The organism is Leptolyngbya sp. CCY15150, from assembly GCF_016888135.1.
Lineage (GTDB): Bacteria > Cyanobacteriota > Cyanobacteriia > RECH01 > RECH01 > RECH01.
On the sequence record NZ_JACSWB010000113.1, the window covers coordinates 20,250 to 34,673 of the forward strand.

The window sequence follows — 14,424 nt, forward strand, 5'->3', positions numbered from 1 at the left end:
GAGGCTATGCCATGTATCTACGTTCAACTCAAGAATTAACTCATGCAGCAGCGCAGGTTATCTTACAGGGGGCGATCGCTAAAGCTGAATCCATGGGCGTTCCCCAATGTATCGCCATCGTTGATGCTGGCGGTAATTTGCTAGCGTTCCTGCGCATGGATGGTGCCAAGGTGCTCAGCCAACTGTCTGCCACCCAAAAAGCCATCACGGCGGCCTCGTCCCGCGTTCCTACCGGGGGTGTCCCTGGGGATGTGGAGCTAAAGCTTGCCTTTGCCACGGGCGGGCAATTAACAAACCTCAAAGGCGGTCTACCGATTGTAATTCATGGACAAGTGGTGGGAGCGATCGGGGTTGGCTCTGGTACAGGAGATCAAGATGTGGAGGTAGGCCAGGCAGGACTTGATGCCTTGATGGCTGTCCTCAGTTAGAAATAACCTTGTCTAGATCAGTATTCATTCAGGCAACACAGTTTTAGAGAGCGATCGCTTATCTGGGCGGCTGCGATCGCTCGGACGCCACATTCCATGATTCCATAGAGAACATCGAGAAAACTGTAGTAGCCAAACAAGTTGGGCTGCCGCGGGGGTTATGGCTAACCCCCGTTTTTCTTAGTCTTGATAGCGCTGAGCTAAGGTGAGAATTTTATCCCGAAAGCGATCGCGTACAGACTGAGGAGCAATCAGTTCACAATCATCGCCATAGCGCAAGAGCTCTCGACATAACCAAAATGTATTGCTTACCTGGCGCACCACTCGCCGCACCTCCGATCGCTCTGGGTGCCATTCGTTGACCACATCGACCCCCGTCTTCGACTCATAGGCAGGGGATTTAGACGAGTTCAAGAATGTCTATTTGAATAAACTCTATGCATTTGAAAATTGCCACATCACCAGAATGCAAGGAGACATGATTCGGCCAACTCCCTTGGTCATCGAAAAAACGCTCATCCCCGGAGTCGCGATTTCTAAATCTGCCCAAAATTCCTGGGCGATCGCCCGTCTCCGTAAGCAAGGGTTAGACTGTTATCCGATCAAGGTCTTCGATAGCTTGACATCCAAAGATTATCTATTTTTTACCAGTCTAGCTGGCATTTTAGCGATCGCCTCTGCAGGAATTCGTTTAAAATGCACAGATGACGAGGAGTTTTGGATTGCATGATACAACCGTCCTCGTTGACCACGTTGTTATCATTGCCATTGCCCGATGCCCTACTTCCAAAAGACACCGAACGCGTTCCCTGCTGAGTATCTCAGCAATCTAGGCAGCAAGATTCAAGCTTGCCCCTATTTTTCCATCAACAACCTCAACCGCGACTTCGTAAAAACCAAGGGATTTTCGGTTGTCTTCAAATGCGAGGGTATATCTGAGGTAGAGCGGCAGTTTCCATTTTTCCAGCCCTACCTAGCCAAGGCCCTGAAGCCCGACTGCAATGCTTTCTACCTGAATCCTCTGTTGCTCAGCCAAGGTTCTCGGGTCGATCCTCACATCGATCGCTCCCTGCGGTCATACTGCAAAACCATTGATCCGCCAGCTTGGGTAACGGTGCTCTATGTCCAAGTACCGCCTGAGCTAGACGGTGGGGATTTGATCTTGCGGAATCATCGGCAACAGGTAGGTCAAATCAAGCCTAAGGTGAATACATTACTGCACTTTCAAGGTAATTTAACCCATTCCGTGAATGCTGTGCATAGCGTTGGAATGCGTCTCAGTTTGGTTTGTGAACAGTATGATCTAACAGACTCAGAGTTGCGCGATATTCCTATCTTTACCATTGAATCTCGCGTGATGTCATCCAACGTAGCAAAATCTAAACCATAGACCCATGCCCCATAGCCTGATTCTTAATGTACAGCCGCGATCGCCCATTAAGCCGGGATATCTCAGCGGTAAACATCTCCATGCCTTATTTTTGACTCTGGTGAGTTCGGTGGATCAGGAGCTAGGCGATCGCCTGCATGGACAATCGTCCAACAAGGCATGTATCCTCAGTCCTCTACAGACGACAACAGAGCGATCGCTCATTTTGGACTATCAGCATAAGCATCCGATTGCAGCGGGAACGCCATGTTGGTGGCGAATCTCGTTGTTAGATGATCAGTTATTTGGTCATTTTCAGTGAAGCATCGCAAACGCCAGAAAGAATGCGATCGCTGCCAACAGGTTCAAGCAACCCTATATCGCGTGCAGTGGATCAAGTCACAGACATGGCAGTTCGTTTGTTCAGATTGCTGGGTTGGCCTTGGTGATCACGCTGACTATCGCTATGGAGGGACATGGAAATCAAAGAAGCGCCCTTGATTCCAGACCGCAGCGGATGGATAAACTTGTCTACATCGCTGCAAATTGAACGATAATCGCGATGAAGCTGACCAGGAATAAGGCGAGTGTGGCTAATGATAGCATAGTGTATTGTCTTGAGTCCTAGATATCCTAGCAATAGCCATCCCCGTTAGAACAACGGCTGTGGATCAACCCACACCCCATCAACCAGAATGGTTCCAGCTCCTTGATTCAGGAGATAGCGACAGCGGGAAACCCTATGCAGCATATCCTTATCAAGATGACGATTGCTATATCTACAGGCTACCCAATCAGCGCTGATGTTTGGAGTGAGGATAACCGTCTGCGGGTTTGCCACGCGGGGCAACAGGACGGGGCTCAAGGCTCAATAATGAAACGGTACGATCAGCAACGGGAATAACGCCACCAAAAACCAAAGCCACTGAACAGGATGGTGCGCTGTTTGGGGCGGGGCAGGCGTCAGCAAGGCCTGAATGCGAGTGGTGATGCGATCGCCCATGAGGGTAAGGCTAAACTCGGCGGCGACGGTTGAGAAAAGCGACTGCGGCGCTTGGGCAACCTGGATCAGGGCTTCAGCCAACACAATGGGATCAACAGTCTGAGTTGCCCAGCGGTCAGCCCGGATTTCTCGTAGTAGCAGCAGATCGTGCCAGAGGCGATCGCTCTCAGGCAGCCAAGCTGTCAGCCGTCGTAAGCAACCTAGCCAGAAAGTCCAGAACGTATCTCGATAGTGCCGATGTCCAGCCTCGTGGGCCAACACGGCCTGTAAATGAGGTTCATCAAGAGCCTGAAGCAGCCCTCGACTGACCACTAATTCAGGATTCCAAAAGCCTACTTGAGCACTGTAGGGTAACTCCAGTTCTAAAATACGGCAGGTGTAATGACCTATCTGCGATCGCTCACAGTTGCGCACAGACTGTAGAGCCCGGTACCCATCGATCGCTAACTTCAGCATCCAGACGAGGGCGATCACTAAAATTCCAGCAGACAGACCGTAGGACAACCATCCTTCCCAATACATCACCATATGCCCGCGTGGGCCCATGCAAACAATGGCAATTTCAGTCATGATCGGCAAGAGAGCCGGCACAAGAAACCCAAGAAGGGTCGGTTGCCAATCTTGGAGCATAGATCCATCCCTGCACCAAAACAGCCGCATTCCACAGGCAACCGTGAGAGACACGATGATTAGTCCTAGGTGCATCATGCATCCGACTCCCGCGTTTGCCGGAGGCTATGTAAACGCTGGGCGATCGCATCCAGTTGTTCGAGGCTAGTGGCATCCAGGCTATCCACAAATGCCGCCACAATATCTGGATTACTCACCGCTAAAAAGGCCTGAAGCTGATGATGGGCCTGCAAAACTTGGGCATCGGCACGGGACAGACGCGATCGCCAATAGTAGAGCTTGCCCTGGCGCTGCCGGGTAATCCATCCCTTTTTTTCGAGGCGGTTCAGCACCGTTGTCACCGAGGCGTAGGCTAACTCGCGATCGGGATCGCTCAAAATCTGATCGTGAATATCCCGCACGGTCACCGGATTGTGGTGCCAAATAATGTCCATGACTTCAGCCTCTAGGGGCCCAAGCCGTAGTTGCTGTGGGGAATAGTCTGGTAAAGGAGACATTTAACTCATGACGATGTCCTATGTTGAGTCTAGACCATAGGTTGCTAGACGGGAAGGTGGTTGCTTCAGGTTTCATCGGGCAAGCTGTGCCATCTGAGGCTTGCTGGATGGGCCTTAGAGGTCTTCAGGGGGGATAGGCTGTGGAGCCAGAATAAGACCGATCAAGCAGTCGATCAACAGATCTGGATCCATGGGGGCAATATGCTGGCCATGCATAATTCTCTGGGTCATGGCATAGCTGAGTAATGTGCCCGTAAAAATTCGGGCCACGGCGTCTGAATGAGCGATCGCTAAATCAGGATGGGAGTCAAAATAGTGCGTGAGACTACGCCACACCTTTTGGGGTAGAGATTGAATGAAAAGCTGAGCTAAGGCCGGAAAACGACCTGATTCTCCAATGATCAGCCGCAAAAAGGCCACATATTCATCATCTACCGCCAGCAGAGCTAAAAATTTCTGGGCAATCTGCCGCAAGACCTGAGCAGGGGAATCATCGAGGCAGATAGTGCCGAAGACTTGGTTGAAACGTTGGGCGGTGACCTGCTCAATCAACGCGGTGAACAGGCCTTCTTTATCGGCAAAATGCTTATAAATGGTGATCTTGGAGACTCCGGCCGCCGCCGCCACCCGATCCATGCTAGTGCCCTCATAGCCTTGGTGCAGAAAAATTTCTAGGGCACCCTGGAGAATTTGGGCTCGCTTTAACCCGGTGGTGGAATCTGGGGACGGCGTCATGGGGGTTGATGAATGAAGAAACACAAACTTTATCGTGGAATCTCACAGCTATACTATACCGTATAGTATTATCAAAGACATACCTTGCAGGCTCAACGTCAATACTTCACTTAAAGGCATCTACGTTGCCGGGTTTCGGCTGCGCTCAACCCTCGTCTCATCAGGGTTTGAGCATTCAGCAATGATGACGTTGACTGACCAATATTCTGTTCAACCTTGGTACATGTCTTCTCTATAGGCTTTGTTATGACTCAGGTTGCTCCATCCAATCCTTCATCTAGTCCAACGTCTAGTCCAGCAGGGCAGACGGTTCAAACTGACCCACCGAAGCGATCGCTCTTACGGCTAGCTATTCCCCTGCTACTTGTGATAGTTGCTGCCGCATGGGGGGCAAAGACATGGCTGTTTCAGACCCAGGAGACTGGTCTAACCCTGAGTGGTCGCATTGAAGGGTATGACACCCATCTAGGGGCGAAAACGGGTGGCAGGGTCGAGTCTGTGGCGGTGCGGGAGGGCGATCGCGTTCAGGCAGGTCAGGTGATTGCTCGCCTCGATGATGGAGAACTGCAGGCGGCGTACCAAGCGGCTCAGGCTGCCACCTTGGCGGCAAGGCAGCAGGCCATCCAAGCTGAGAGCCAGATCGCCGTGGTGCAAAGCCAACTTGCTGAAGCAGCCTTGACGTTACAGCAATCGGAAGGGGATACGGTGGGGCGGGTCAGCCAGGCAGAGGCCACGGTAGCCACCACTGAGGCCCAGCTTGCCCAAGCCCAAGCCCAGGTACAGCGGGCTGTATCGGAATTGCACCTCGCGGAAGTGGAGCGCGATCGCCTGCAGTCACTCTTGGCCGATGGGGCAGTGCCGCAGCAGGATCTTGACGTTGCCCAAACCCGCTTTGAAACAGCCCAAAGTAATCTGGCCGCCAGCCAGGCCACCCTGCTTGCGGCTGAACGACAGGTTAATGCGGCCCAAGGTGGCCTGGTTCAGGTACAAACCACCCAGTTGAACCCCGACATTCGTTCAGCCCAGATCACCCGCCTGCAGCGCCAGCTTGAGCAAGCCCAGGCCCAACAGAGGGCGGCCCAAGCAGAGGTCGAGAGAGCGATCGCTCTGGAGCAGGAAGTGGCGGCGCGGTTGGCGAATTTAGCCATTGTCAGTCCCATTGATGGCGTGGTGCTCAACCGCATGGTGGAGCCGGGGGAGGTGATTGGAGCCGGGGCAACGGTGGCAACGGTGGCAACGGTGATTAACCTTGATGATGTGTATCTGCGAGGCTACATTCCCCAGGGTGAGGTGGGCAATGTGCGCGTGGGGCAAGCCGCCCAAGTATTTCTCGACTCGGATCCCAATCAACCGCTGGCAGCAACGGTGATCGCCATTGATACCGAAGCGTCCTTCACGCCAGAAAATATTTACTTCCGTGACGACCGGGTGACCCAGGTGTTTGGTCTGAGGCTAGGCATCGACAATCCTGACGGCTTTGCTAAGCCAGGAATGCCAGCGGATGGTGAGATTGTGCTGTCTGAGGAGGAGTGATGCCAGCCCCCTTGCCGCCAACCTCGTCAGCACCCCTTGGGAGCACATCAGCGATCGCTGTCCAAGGATTGCATAAATCCTACGGCTCCCTCAAAGCTTTGAGGGGGATAGATTTCACCGTGCAACCAGGAGAAATTTTTGGCTTAATCGGCCCCGATGGAGCGGGTAAAACCACCACCTTTCAGATCCTGGCAGGGGTGATGGAGGCTACTGCCGGCCAGGTCAGTCTGTTGGGTAAACCGCCCAGGCAAGCCCAGCTCAACGTCGGCTATGTGACCCAGAAATTTTCCCTCTATCCCGATCTAACGGTGCTGGAAAACCTGCGCTACAGTGCTGGCCTGCGGCGGGTGCCGGCCGCACGCTGGAGCGAACGCGTCCCCCCTCTCCTCAAACAGGTGGGCTTGGATGCCTTTGGCGATCGCCTGGCCCAAAACCTATCCGGCGGCATGAAGCAAAAGCTGGCCCTCTGCTGTGCGCTGGTAGCCAATCCAGCGGTGCTGTTATTAGATGAACCGACGACGGGCGTTGATCCCGTATCGCGGCGGGAGTTTTGGGATTTACTGGCCACCGTCGCCTCCACTGGGGTCACGGTGGTGGTGGCTACCCCCTACCTGGATGAAGCGGAGCGTTGTCACCGCATTGCCCTGATTTACGGGGGCGAACTTCAGCAAATGGGTACCTTAGCTAACCTACGCCAGGGGTTGGGGCTTCAGCGCCTGGAGGTGTGGGCGGCGGATATTGCCCAAGCGGAGACTGTGCTTCAGACTGCAACCGTTCCGGGGTTGGTGGATATTCAGACCTTTGGCGATCGCTTAGATATTTTGGTTACGGATCCAAAGGTGGCAGACCAGCAGGTGCGCCAGCATTTAGCCCAACAGCAAATCCACGTCGATAGAATGCAGCACACGACACCCACCCTCGAAAATGTATTTGTGAATCACCTGCGGCAGCAGGGTCTAGATCCACCCTATTTAAGCTTTCCCACAGCGCGAACCGGTCAAACCTTGGGCAAGGTGGCGATCGCCGCTCGCTCGCTGCAAAAAACCTTTGGGAGCTTCTGCGCTGTAGACCATGTGGATATTACGGTGCGCCATGGCGAAATCTATGGACTCCTCGGTGCCAATGGAGCCGGAAAAACCACCACGATTAAAATGCTCTGTGGGCTGCTGCCGGCCAGTGGTGGAGAGATTGAGCTAGCAGGACAAACCGCCAATCTGAGTCGCCCTGAGGTGCGATCGCGCATTGGCTACATGAGCCAGAAATTTACTCTCTACGATGACCTAACGATTCTGCAAAATCTTACCTTTTACTGCGGCGTCTACGGTGTTCCCAAGCGGCTGCAGCGCCAGAAAATTAACTGGGTTCTAGAGACCTGTGGCTTGCAGGGGCAAGAGCAAACCGTGACCGCGAAGCTACCGGGCGGATGGAAACAGCGGGTTGCCTTTGGAGCCTCGGTGATGCACGAACCCGATATCTTATTTCTCGATGAACCAACCTCCGGTGTCGATCCCTTAGCGCGACGGCAGTTTTGGCGACAGATTCGCGACTTCGCCCGGCGCGGTACTGCTATTTTAGTCACCACCCATTATCTAGAAGAAGCTGAAAACTGCCATGCTATGGGCTTTATGGTTGCCGGACGGGTGGTCGCTCAAGGGTCTCCCAGCCAGATCAAGGCGGAGCAGCCAGGGCAACTCGTAGAATTGGTGACCGACCGAACGCAGGCTGCGGCCGACTGTCTCAAGCAGCACTTAGAGCATTGGCGAGTAGCTATTTTTGGCGATCGCCTCCATCTGGTTCTCGATCATCTCGATGACGATCTGCCTAGGGTGCGGCAGTGGCTTCAGGAGTCCGAAATTCCCATCCAAGCTGCTAACCCCATTCCCTTTTCCTTAGAAGATGCCTTCATTGGCATTGTCCAGCGGGCCGCCTAGCCCTTACCAGGTTGGTTGTCCTATCCTATAGTGGCTGTACCTACGCCTATGAAACGGGTGATCTCCCAGTGTTTAAAGGAATTAGTTCAGTTCCAACGCGATCGCATCACGGTGGCCCTGGCCCTGGTGCTGCCCTTAGCGGTCATGTTGATTTACGGCTATGCTATTCGCCTAGAATCCAAAAATATTCCCATTAGCATTCAGGATTTTGACAATAGTTTCCTGAGCCGTACCTACGTAGAGCGGATTGTGGCAACCAACCAGTTTGTACCCACACCGCTGATGAATGGAGATCCCACTTTGTCCATCGATTGGGGGCGCGCTAAGGCCACCCTCGTAATCCCTCCAGACTTTTCCCAATCCATCCTCACCCAAACACCAGTCACTGTGCAGGTCTTAGTCGATGGTACCGATGTTAACAATGCCCGCGTCATCCAAAATGGCATCCGTGCTGCCACCCAGTTTTTCCTCAGCAGCAGTAACCTCCTGCCCGATCGCCCCCAAATCCAGATCATTGCTGACGTACGGCTCTGGTTTAATCCAGGTCGTGATGAAGCCCTTTATATCGTACCTGGAATTTTTGGTGTCATCCTTTGGGTCTTTCCCTCTATGCTGGCAGCGATCGCCATGGTCAGGGAAAAAGAAGAGGGCACCATTGTGCAGATCTATGCCTCCGACCTCAGTGCTACAGAATGGTTACTGGGTAAAGAATTAGCTTATTTCATCGTGGGTGTGGGTGAAGCGATCCTAGCATTTTCTGTCGCCGCAGTCCTCTTCGGCATCCGCGTGCGGGGCGATCCGACCACTCTGCTGGTAGGTACAGGTATCTTTCTGGCTGCTGCCGTTGCCTTTGGTCTGCTTGTGGGGGCTCGGGCCGGCAACCAGACTGGAGCCGTGCAGGGAACAGCGATCGCAGGTTTCCTCACCGCCCTGCTGCTCTCTGGGTTTATTTACCGCATCGAAAATATACCCATGCCCCTATCCTTACTGTCTAACGTGATTCCGGCACGATATTTTATCCTGATTACCCGTGATGCTTTCGTGCGCGGCACGGGCTGGTCAGGCATCGGTATTGCCCCAGGAGCGATCGCCCTCATGGGTGGCCTCTTTTTCTTTGGGGCCATCCGTACACTAAGCCAAATGCAGTTGTCTGACTAGATTTTTAACAACGTTATCTAAGCTAACGGTTCATGTAAACACCCTCTATGCACTACCTTCGCCATATCCTCAGCGATCGCCTCTGGTCTTTGATCATCAAAGAAGTCCAGCAAATTCTGCACAATAAACAAATTATTTTTCTGCTGCTCTTCCCCCCCACCGTACAGTTATTGATCTTTGGCTTAGCCCTAAACCCAGCCGTCAACCACCTTAGCCTAGGCGTTATGGACTATAGCCACAGCGCAGATAGCCGAGCCTTGGTGTCTGCCCTCGTGGAAAATCAGGTCTTTCAGGTGCAAACCTACGAGTCGCGGCAAGGGGATTTGGAAAACCAGGTTCGCACCGGACAGGTAACGGCTGGATTGGTGATTCCACCAGACTTTAGCCAATCCCTAGCCCGTCACCAACCGGCCCATGTGCAGGTGTTGATTGATGGGGTTGATGCCAATACCGCTGGCATTGCCCAAGGCTATATGAAGCAAATTATCCAGCGCCATACCCAAACCTTACATGCCGGACAGCGATTGCCCGTCGAGACAGAGGTGATTTTTCTCTATAACCCTGGATTATTAAGCAGTTGGTTTTTTGTGCCAGGGGTAATTGGCGTAGTCCTGACCCTCACCGGATCCTTGGTATCTTCAACCACGGTCATCCGAGAAAAAGATGTGGGCACCCTAGAGCAACTCCTGATGACCCCGGCTGCCGGTTGGGAAATCCTGACCGCCAAAATCGCTCCCCTCTTTGTCTTGCTGATGGGCGATGTCTTACTGGCCTCCGCCATTGGTCGGGGAATTTTTGGTCTTCCTTTTCGAGGCAACTACGGTCTATTTCTAGCCCTATCCGCCCTGTACGTCCTAGTTTGTATTGGCATTGGGATCCTATTAGCAACCTTAGCCAATAATCAACAGCAAGTTGTGTTGATCTCATTTTTCTTCAACGTGCCGCTGATTCAGCTCTCCGGAGCGATCGCCCCCATCGAAAGTATGCCACCCTTTTTTCGTGCCCTATCTTTTTTGGATCCCCTACGCCACTATGTACAGATTGCCCGCAGTCTGATTCTCAAAGATGTAGGTATTGAAGCTCTGTGGATTCATATCCTAGCCCTCGGTGTTTTTGCGGTGCTGTTTCTGGGCGTCAGCATCAATCGATTTCGAACCCAGTTAAGCTAGGGTCTGGCCGTCCAATCAGCCCAGCGCCATCGCCCCCTCCCACAGGGAATGCGATCCCAGGTTTTGTAACGTGAGAATTGCTGGCACAATGGAGCAAGGCCTGTTTCCACCCTAGGGCAGCAGGTCTCAACTGTAGTCATCAAAGGGCGATGTATGTGGCGAGTCATTATTCAATGTTCTGCTGATAGCTGGCGTGACCATGCGGTGGCCTTTAAGGCGATCGCTGCCCAATATTCCGAGACGCCCTTGGCATCGAAGAAGATGAAAGACGATGAACGCCGGATTATGGAATTTCAGGTGGAATCGGTGAGTGATGCGGAAGATTTTATGGAAGAATGTCTGGCGCTGGAGGGCTTCACGGCAACGTTTGAGGCCCTTTAGCGACATGCTGGGCCACACCCACTGTAGCGATCGCCCAATCTTCTAAGATCCCGTAGGAACACTTAAGATCCCGTAGGGACAATCGAAAGGAGACTGAGTCACATCTGCTTCACGCTGCATTGCCCGCCATCCTGAGCTGTAGCTCTTCAACCGGATTGGATATGAAGGGGATCAGCAGGATGTCGGCCCACAGCCAAGGTTCATGAGATAGCGCGATCGCTCGGACACTGACCCATCCCCTCAGTCAACCAGACTCTTCGCTGTTCAAGGCCTGGTTTAGATGAGGATTCACGCCTGCCCTGATGTCATGAGTTATGCATTATTTAAACCAACTATCGCCCAGCAAGCGAGGCTACGCCCTAATCAATCGCTCCATCCACTGGCTCTCTAAATTCCTGGTAAAAGACTGGGATCGCCGTCTGCTCGGGCTTTCTAGTCTACCCATTCATTCCATCTTGGATATTGGAGCCAATGAGGGACAGTTCTCCAAACGGATGCGATCGCTCTTTCCTGATGCTCAGATCTATGCCTTTGAACCCTTGCCCGATGCCCTCAAGGTTTTAAACGCCTGGGCCAAGACCCAGCGGGGAACGGTGCAGGTGTTTGATGTGGCTTTGGGGGAAACAGAGCAGGTGTTGGCCCTTCAGCACCATTTGTATTTCAGTGCCTCATCCTCCCTGCTGCCCACCACCGCCCTGGGTGAGGAGGTCTATCCAATCATGAGTCGGCAGCAGCCCATCTCCGTGACCCAAACCACCTTGGATGGAGCGATCGCCCAATTACCCCAGTTTCCCCAGCCCGACGTTCTGATCAAGCTGGATGTGCAAGGCTATGAAGATCGGGTGATTCGAGGCGGTCTGCAAACCTTTGCCCAGGCCAAGGCCTGCATCGTCGAGATTTCCTTAGATGCGCTTTATGATGGGCAAGCGACGTTTCAGACCATTTTTGAGCTGCTGAGCGGTTTGGGCTACAGCTACTGCGGTAACCTAGACCAGATTCAGGCTCGGGATGGTCATGTGATCTATTTCAATGCCCTGTTTATCAATACCCACCCTACCCTACCCCATCATGCGCGTTGAAGCTTGCTGTACCGCTTTGCTGAAGCAGATCCTGCCGACCCTTGATCCCCAGCGTCAGGGGCTTTGTTTAGATGTCGGGGTTGGCACCTTCGCCTTCTACTGCCAAATGTTTGCCCAGCTCGGGTTTTCCACCATTGCCATTGAACCCTTACCCATCCCCAAACTGCGGCAGATCTGTCAGCGCCACCATATTCAGTTGCTAGAAACCTGTTTATCCAATCAAACAGGCACGCAGACCTTCTATGGCGGTCAGTTTGCCCGCCTAGGCAATCAGAACTTTAACTCTCTGGCACCAGACTGGTTTGGCTCATCAGCACGGAGCCAGCAGGTACCCACCATCGATCTACCTGACTTGATGGAGGCGATCGCCGCCCAGCAGATTACTTGCCTAAAACTGGATATTGAAGGCTGGGAACCGGTGGTCATCCAGCAGTTTGCTGACCTCCCCGCCTCGCTCTTACCCAAGGTCACCATGTTTGAATATGGCGGCGGCACCGATCGCCAAGCGGGAGCCAAGGGCTGGGCACCCAAGTTCCTCGAAGGCACCATGCAATGCCTCACAACCCTCCAGCAGCGCGGGTATGGGCTGAGTATTATGGTGGACTATTGCCACGGTACCGATGTCAATGTGTTTGACCTACAAACCATGGACCTCAATCCAGCCAACGTGTTTCCCCCCAATGCCGTCTATGGCAACATCATCAGCTTCTATGAAGGTAGCTATCCTCAGGAAGCGATCGCCCAAATCTGCCAGCGCTACCGTGGTGGGGTGATTAACTGGTTGGTGAGCCAGCTTGTATCGACCTAGACGAACATCTATCAAGTCTACCGGTTGAATAGCAATTGCTCAGAAACCCAAGACTAGCGTCGTCAGCTCTCCCTAAGTTTGCTAGGATGAAGTCTTAGATAGCGTAATCTAGTCTGCGCTTGGTTTGATCAGAGTAAACACGTTAGGTTTATGCCACGTCAAATCCACTATTCATTGCTCTTAGACTGGTTTCATACCGATGGTATGAAGTAGGGGCAAGCTAGGAGCAATTCTTAATCTATGTCTTTTCAAGACCTCGGTCTTTCGACCGAACTTCTGCGTGCCGTTGCCGATCAAGGGTATACCGAACCGACCCCCATCCAACAGCAGGCCATTCCCTTGATTCTCCAAGGTCGAGACGTTATGGCCAGTGCCCAAACAGGCACAGGTAAAACGGCTGGCTTCACCTTGCCATTATTGCAACGTCTGATCGTCCAAGGTCGCGGACAGCGGGGTGTACGCGTTTTAGTCCTCACCCCCACCCGTGAACTGGCAGCCCAAGTCGGCGAAAGTGTCCAGACCTACGGCAAATACTTACCGTTGCGGTCAGCGATCGTGTTTGGCGGCGTTAAAATCAACCCCCAAATCGATAAGTTGCGCAAGGGTGTGGACGTCCTAATTGCCACACCGGGGCGTCTCCTCGATCACGTGGGACAGCGCACCGTTGATCTATCCCAAATCGAGATTTTGGTGCTCGATGAAGCCGATCGCATGTTGGATATGGGATTCATCCACGATATCCGCAAGATTTTGGCCCTCGTGCCCGCCAAACGGCAAACCCTCATGTTTTCCGCAACCTTTTCTAAGGACATCAAGAAGCTAGCCGATACCCTCCTCGACAATCCTGCCTTGGTAGAAGTAGCGCGACGCAACGCTCCCGCCGACAGCGTCAGCCAAGTTGTTCACCTCGTCGATCGCCAACGCAAGAGCGAGTTGCTATCCTACATGATTGGGTCACGCAACTGGCAGCAGGTGCTGGTATTTACTCGCACCAAGCATGGAGCCAATCGGTTAGCCCAACATCTGGAGCGAGATGGTTTGCGTAGTGCGGCCATTCACGGCAACAAGAGTCAGGCAGCCAGAACGCGAGCCCTGGCCGACTTTAAGCGAGGTGCCGTGCGGGTGCTGGTGGCCACAGACATTGCAGCGCGGGGTCTAGATATTGATCAACTTCCCCATGTCGTCAACTTTGAGCTGCCCAACGTGCCGGAAGACTACGTGCATCGCATTGGCCGCACCGGCCGGGCAGGCTATGAGGGCGAGGCCGTATCCCTCGTTTGCGTTGACGAACATGGTTTGCTGAAGGATATCGAACGCTTACTCAAGCGAGAAATTCCTCGGGACAGCATTCCTGGCTATGAGCCAGACCTATCCATTCCGCCGGAGCCCATTCAAGCAAAACGCAATGGTTCCGGTGGTGGACGGGGTGGTCATCGCTCATCGTCATCCAAGCCAAAGTCGAGCGCCAGCAGTCCTAAACACTCACCGCGCCGCGCCAGTCCAGCGCCAGCACCCAAAACCCATCGCGATGCTAGCAGTGCGCCCAAACGGTTGCGCTCTTCCTAACTCATGGTTGGCATGAATTGGCATAGCTACGGGTTCTACATCGAGTAGTTTGCCATCACAGCATAACCCAGCACCCCCAGAGTTTTTTGACCTCTGGGGGTGTTTGGAGCTGGGATGGTGTAGGCTTTCATCGTCTG

At 53.3% G+C, this 14,424-nt stretch carries 15 protein-coding genes and 1 pseudogene; 12 read left to right on the plus strand and 4 right to left on the minus strand.

Features of this window, described 5'->3' with window-relative positions; genetic code table 11:
- The first annotated feature begins 11 nt into the window (after positions 1-11).
- Complete coding sequence (locus JUJ53_RS01555; RefSeq protein ID WP_204150224.1) at positions 12-428, plus strand: heme-binding protein; 417 nt, start codon at positions 12-14, stop codon at positions 426-428.
- 180 nt (positions 429-608) lie between these two features.
- On the opposite strand, the gene JUJ53_RS01560 is transcribed toward JUJ53_RS01555, so the two are convergent.
- Positions 609-842 carry a WYL domain-containing protein gene (locus JUJ53_RS01560; RefSeq protein ID WP_204150225.1) on the minus strand — a complete coding sequence of 78 codons (234 nt, stop codon included), beginning with the start codon at positions 840-842 and terminating at the stop codon, positions 609-611.
- 64 nt (positions 843-906) lie between these two features.
- Between JUJ53_RS01560 and JUJ53_RS01565 the strand changes: the two genes are divergently transcribed.
- From JUJ53_RS01565 to JUJ53_RS01575, 3 genes and pseudogenes are all read left to right on the plus strand, one after another.
- Entirely contained in the window at positions 907-1,158 is a 252-nt protein-coding gene (locus tag JUJ53_RS01565) for a hypothetical protein (RefSeq protein WP_204150226.1), read from the plus strand.
- Between the two features lie 45 nt (positions 1,159-1,203).
- Positions 1,204-1,818, plus strand: a complete 615-nt coding sequence (locus JUJ53_RS01570; protein WP_204150227.1) for a 2OG-Fe(II) oxygenase — start codon at positions 1,204-1,206, stop codon at positions 1,816-1,818.
- A 4-nt stretch (positions 1,819-1,822) separates the two neighbouring features.
- Positions 1,823-2,107, plus strand: a pseudogene (locus JUJ53_RS01575) (CRISPR-associated endoribonuclease Cas6); the annotation flags it as partial.
- Between the two features lie 558 nt (positions 2,108-2,665).
- Here the strand turns inward: JUJ53_RS01575 and JUJ53_RS01580 are convergent.
- The 3 genes from JUJ53_RS01580 to JUJ53_RS01590 all read right to left on the minus strand — a co-directional run bounded on the left by JUJ53_RS01580 (position 2,666) and on the right by JUJ53_RS01590 (position 4,662).
- Complete coding sequence (locus JUJ53_RS01580; protein ID WP_204150229.1) at positions 2,666-3,484, minus strand: M56 family metallopeptidase; 819 nt, start codon at positions 3,482-3,484, stop codon at positions 2,666-2,668.
- A gap of 20 nt (positions 3,485-3,504) precedes the next feature.
- The gene (locus tag JUJ53_RS01585) at positions 3,505-3,927 is read right to left on the minus strand and encodes a BlaI/MecI/CopY family transcriptional regulator (protein WP_204150230.1); all 423 of its coding nucleotides are present in this window, start codon (positions 3,925-3,927) and stop codon (positions 3,505-3,507) included.
- A 114-nt stretch (positions 3,928-4,041) separates the two neighbouring features.
- Positions 4,042-4,662 carry a TetR/AcrR family transcriptional regulator gene (locus JUJ53_RS01590; RefSeq protein ID WP_204150231.1) on the minus strand — a complete coding sequence of 207 codons (621 nt, stop codon included), beginning with the start codon at positions 4,660-4,662 and terminating at the stop codon, positions 4,042-4,044.
- A gap of 246 nt (positions 4,663-4,908) precedes the next feature.
- On the opposite strand from JUJ53_RS01590, the gene JUJ53_RS01595 reads away from it, so the two are divergent.
- From JUJ53_RS01595 to JUJ53_RS01630, 8 genes are all read left to right on the plus strand, one after another.
- The gene (locus tag JUJ53_RS01595) at positions 4,909-6,195 is read left to right on the plus strand and encodes an HlyD family efflux transporter periplasmic adaptor subunit (protein WP_204150232.1); all 1,287 of its coding nucleotides are present in this window, start codon (positions 4,909-4,911) and stop codon (positions 6,193-6,195) included.
- On the plus strand, positions 6,195-8,126 hold the full coding sequence (locus JUJ53_RS01600) for an ATP-binding cassette domain-containing protein (protein ID WP_204150233.1): 1,932 nt from the start codon (positions 6,195-6,197) through the stop codon (positions 8,124-8,126). Before JUJ53_RS01595 ends, JUJ53_RS01600 begins: the two co-directional genes overlap by 1 nt.
- Before the next feature lie 48 nt (positions 8,127-8,174).
- Positions 8,175-9,284 carry an ABC transporter permease gene (locus JUJ53_RS01605; RefSeq protein ID WP_204150234.1) on the plus strand — a complete coding sequence of 370 codons (1,110 nt, stop codon included), beginning with the start codon at positions 8,175-8,177 and terminating at the stop codon, positions 9,282-9,284.
- 47 nt (positions 9,285-9,331) lie between these two features.
- Positions 9,332-10,453, plus strand: a complete 1,122-nt coding sequence (locus JUJ53_RS01610; RefSeq protein ID WP_204150235.1) for an ABC transporter permease — start codon at positions 9,332-9,334, stop codon at positions 10,451-10,453.
- 153 nt (positions 10,454-10,606) lie between these two features.
- Positions 10,607-10,834, plus strand: a complete 228-nt coding sequence (locus JUJ53_RS01615; protein WP_204150236.1) for a hypothetical protein — start codon at positions 10,607-10,609, stop codon at positions 10,832-10,834.
- Between the two features lie 314 nt (positions 10,835-11,148).
- Positions 11,149-11,913, plus strand: a complete 765-nt coding sequence (locus tag JUJ53_RS01620) for an FkbM family methyltransferase (RefSeq protein ID WP_204150237.1) — start codon at positions 11,149-11,151, stop codon at positions 11,911-11,913.
- Positions 11,903-12,721, plus strand: a complete 819-nt coding sequence (locus JUJ53_RS01625; RefSeq protein ID WP_204150238.1) for an FkbM family methyltransferase — start codon at positions 11,903-11,905, stop codon at positions 12,719-12,721. Before JUJ53_RS01620 ends, JUJ53_RS01625 begins: the two co-directional genes overlap by 11 nt.
- Before the next feature lie 240 nt (positions 12,722-12,961).
- The gene (locus JUJ53_RS01630; RefSeq protein WP_204150239.1) at positions 12,962-14,287 is read left to right on the plus strand and encodes a DEAD/DEAH box helicase; all 1,326 of its coding nucleotides are present in this window, start codon (positions 12,962-12,964) and stop codon (positions 14,285-14,287) included.
- Positions 14,288-14,424: the final 137 nt, after the last annotated feature.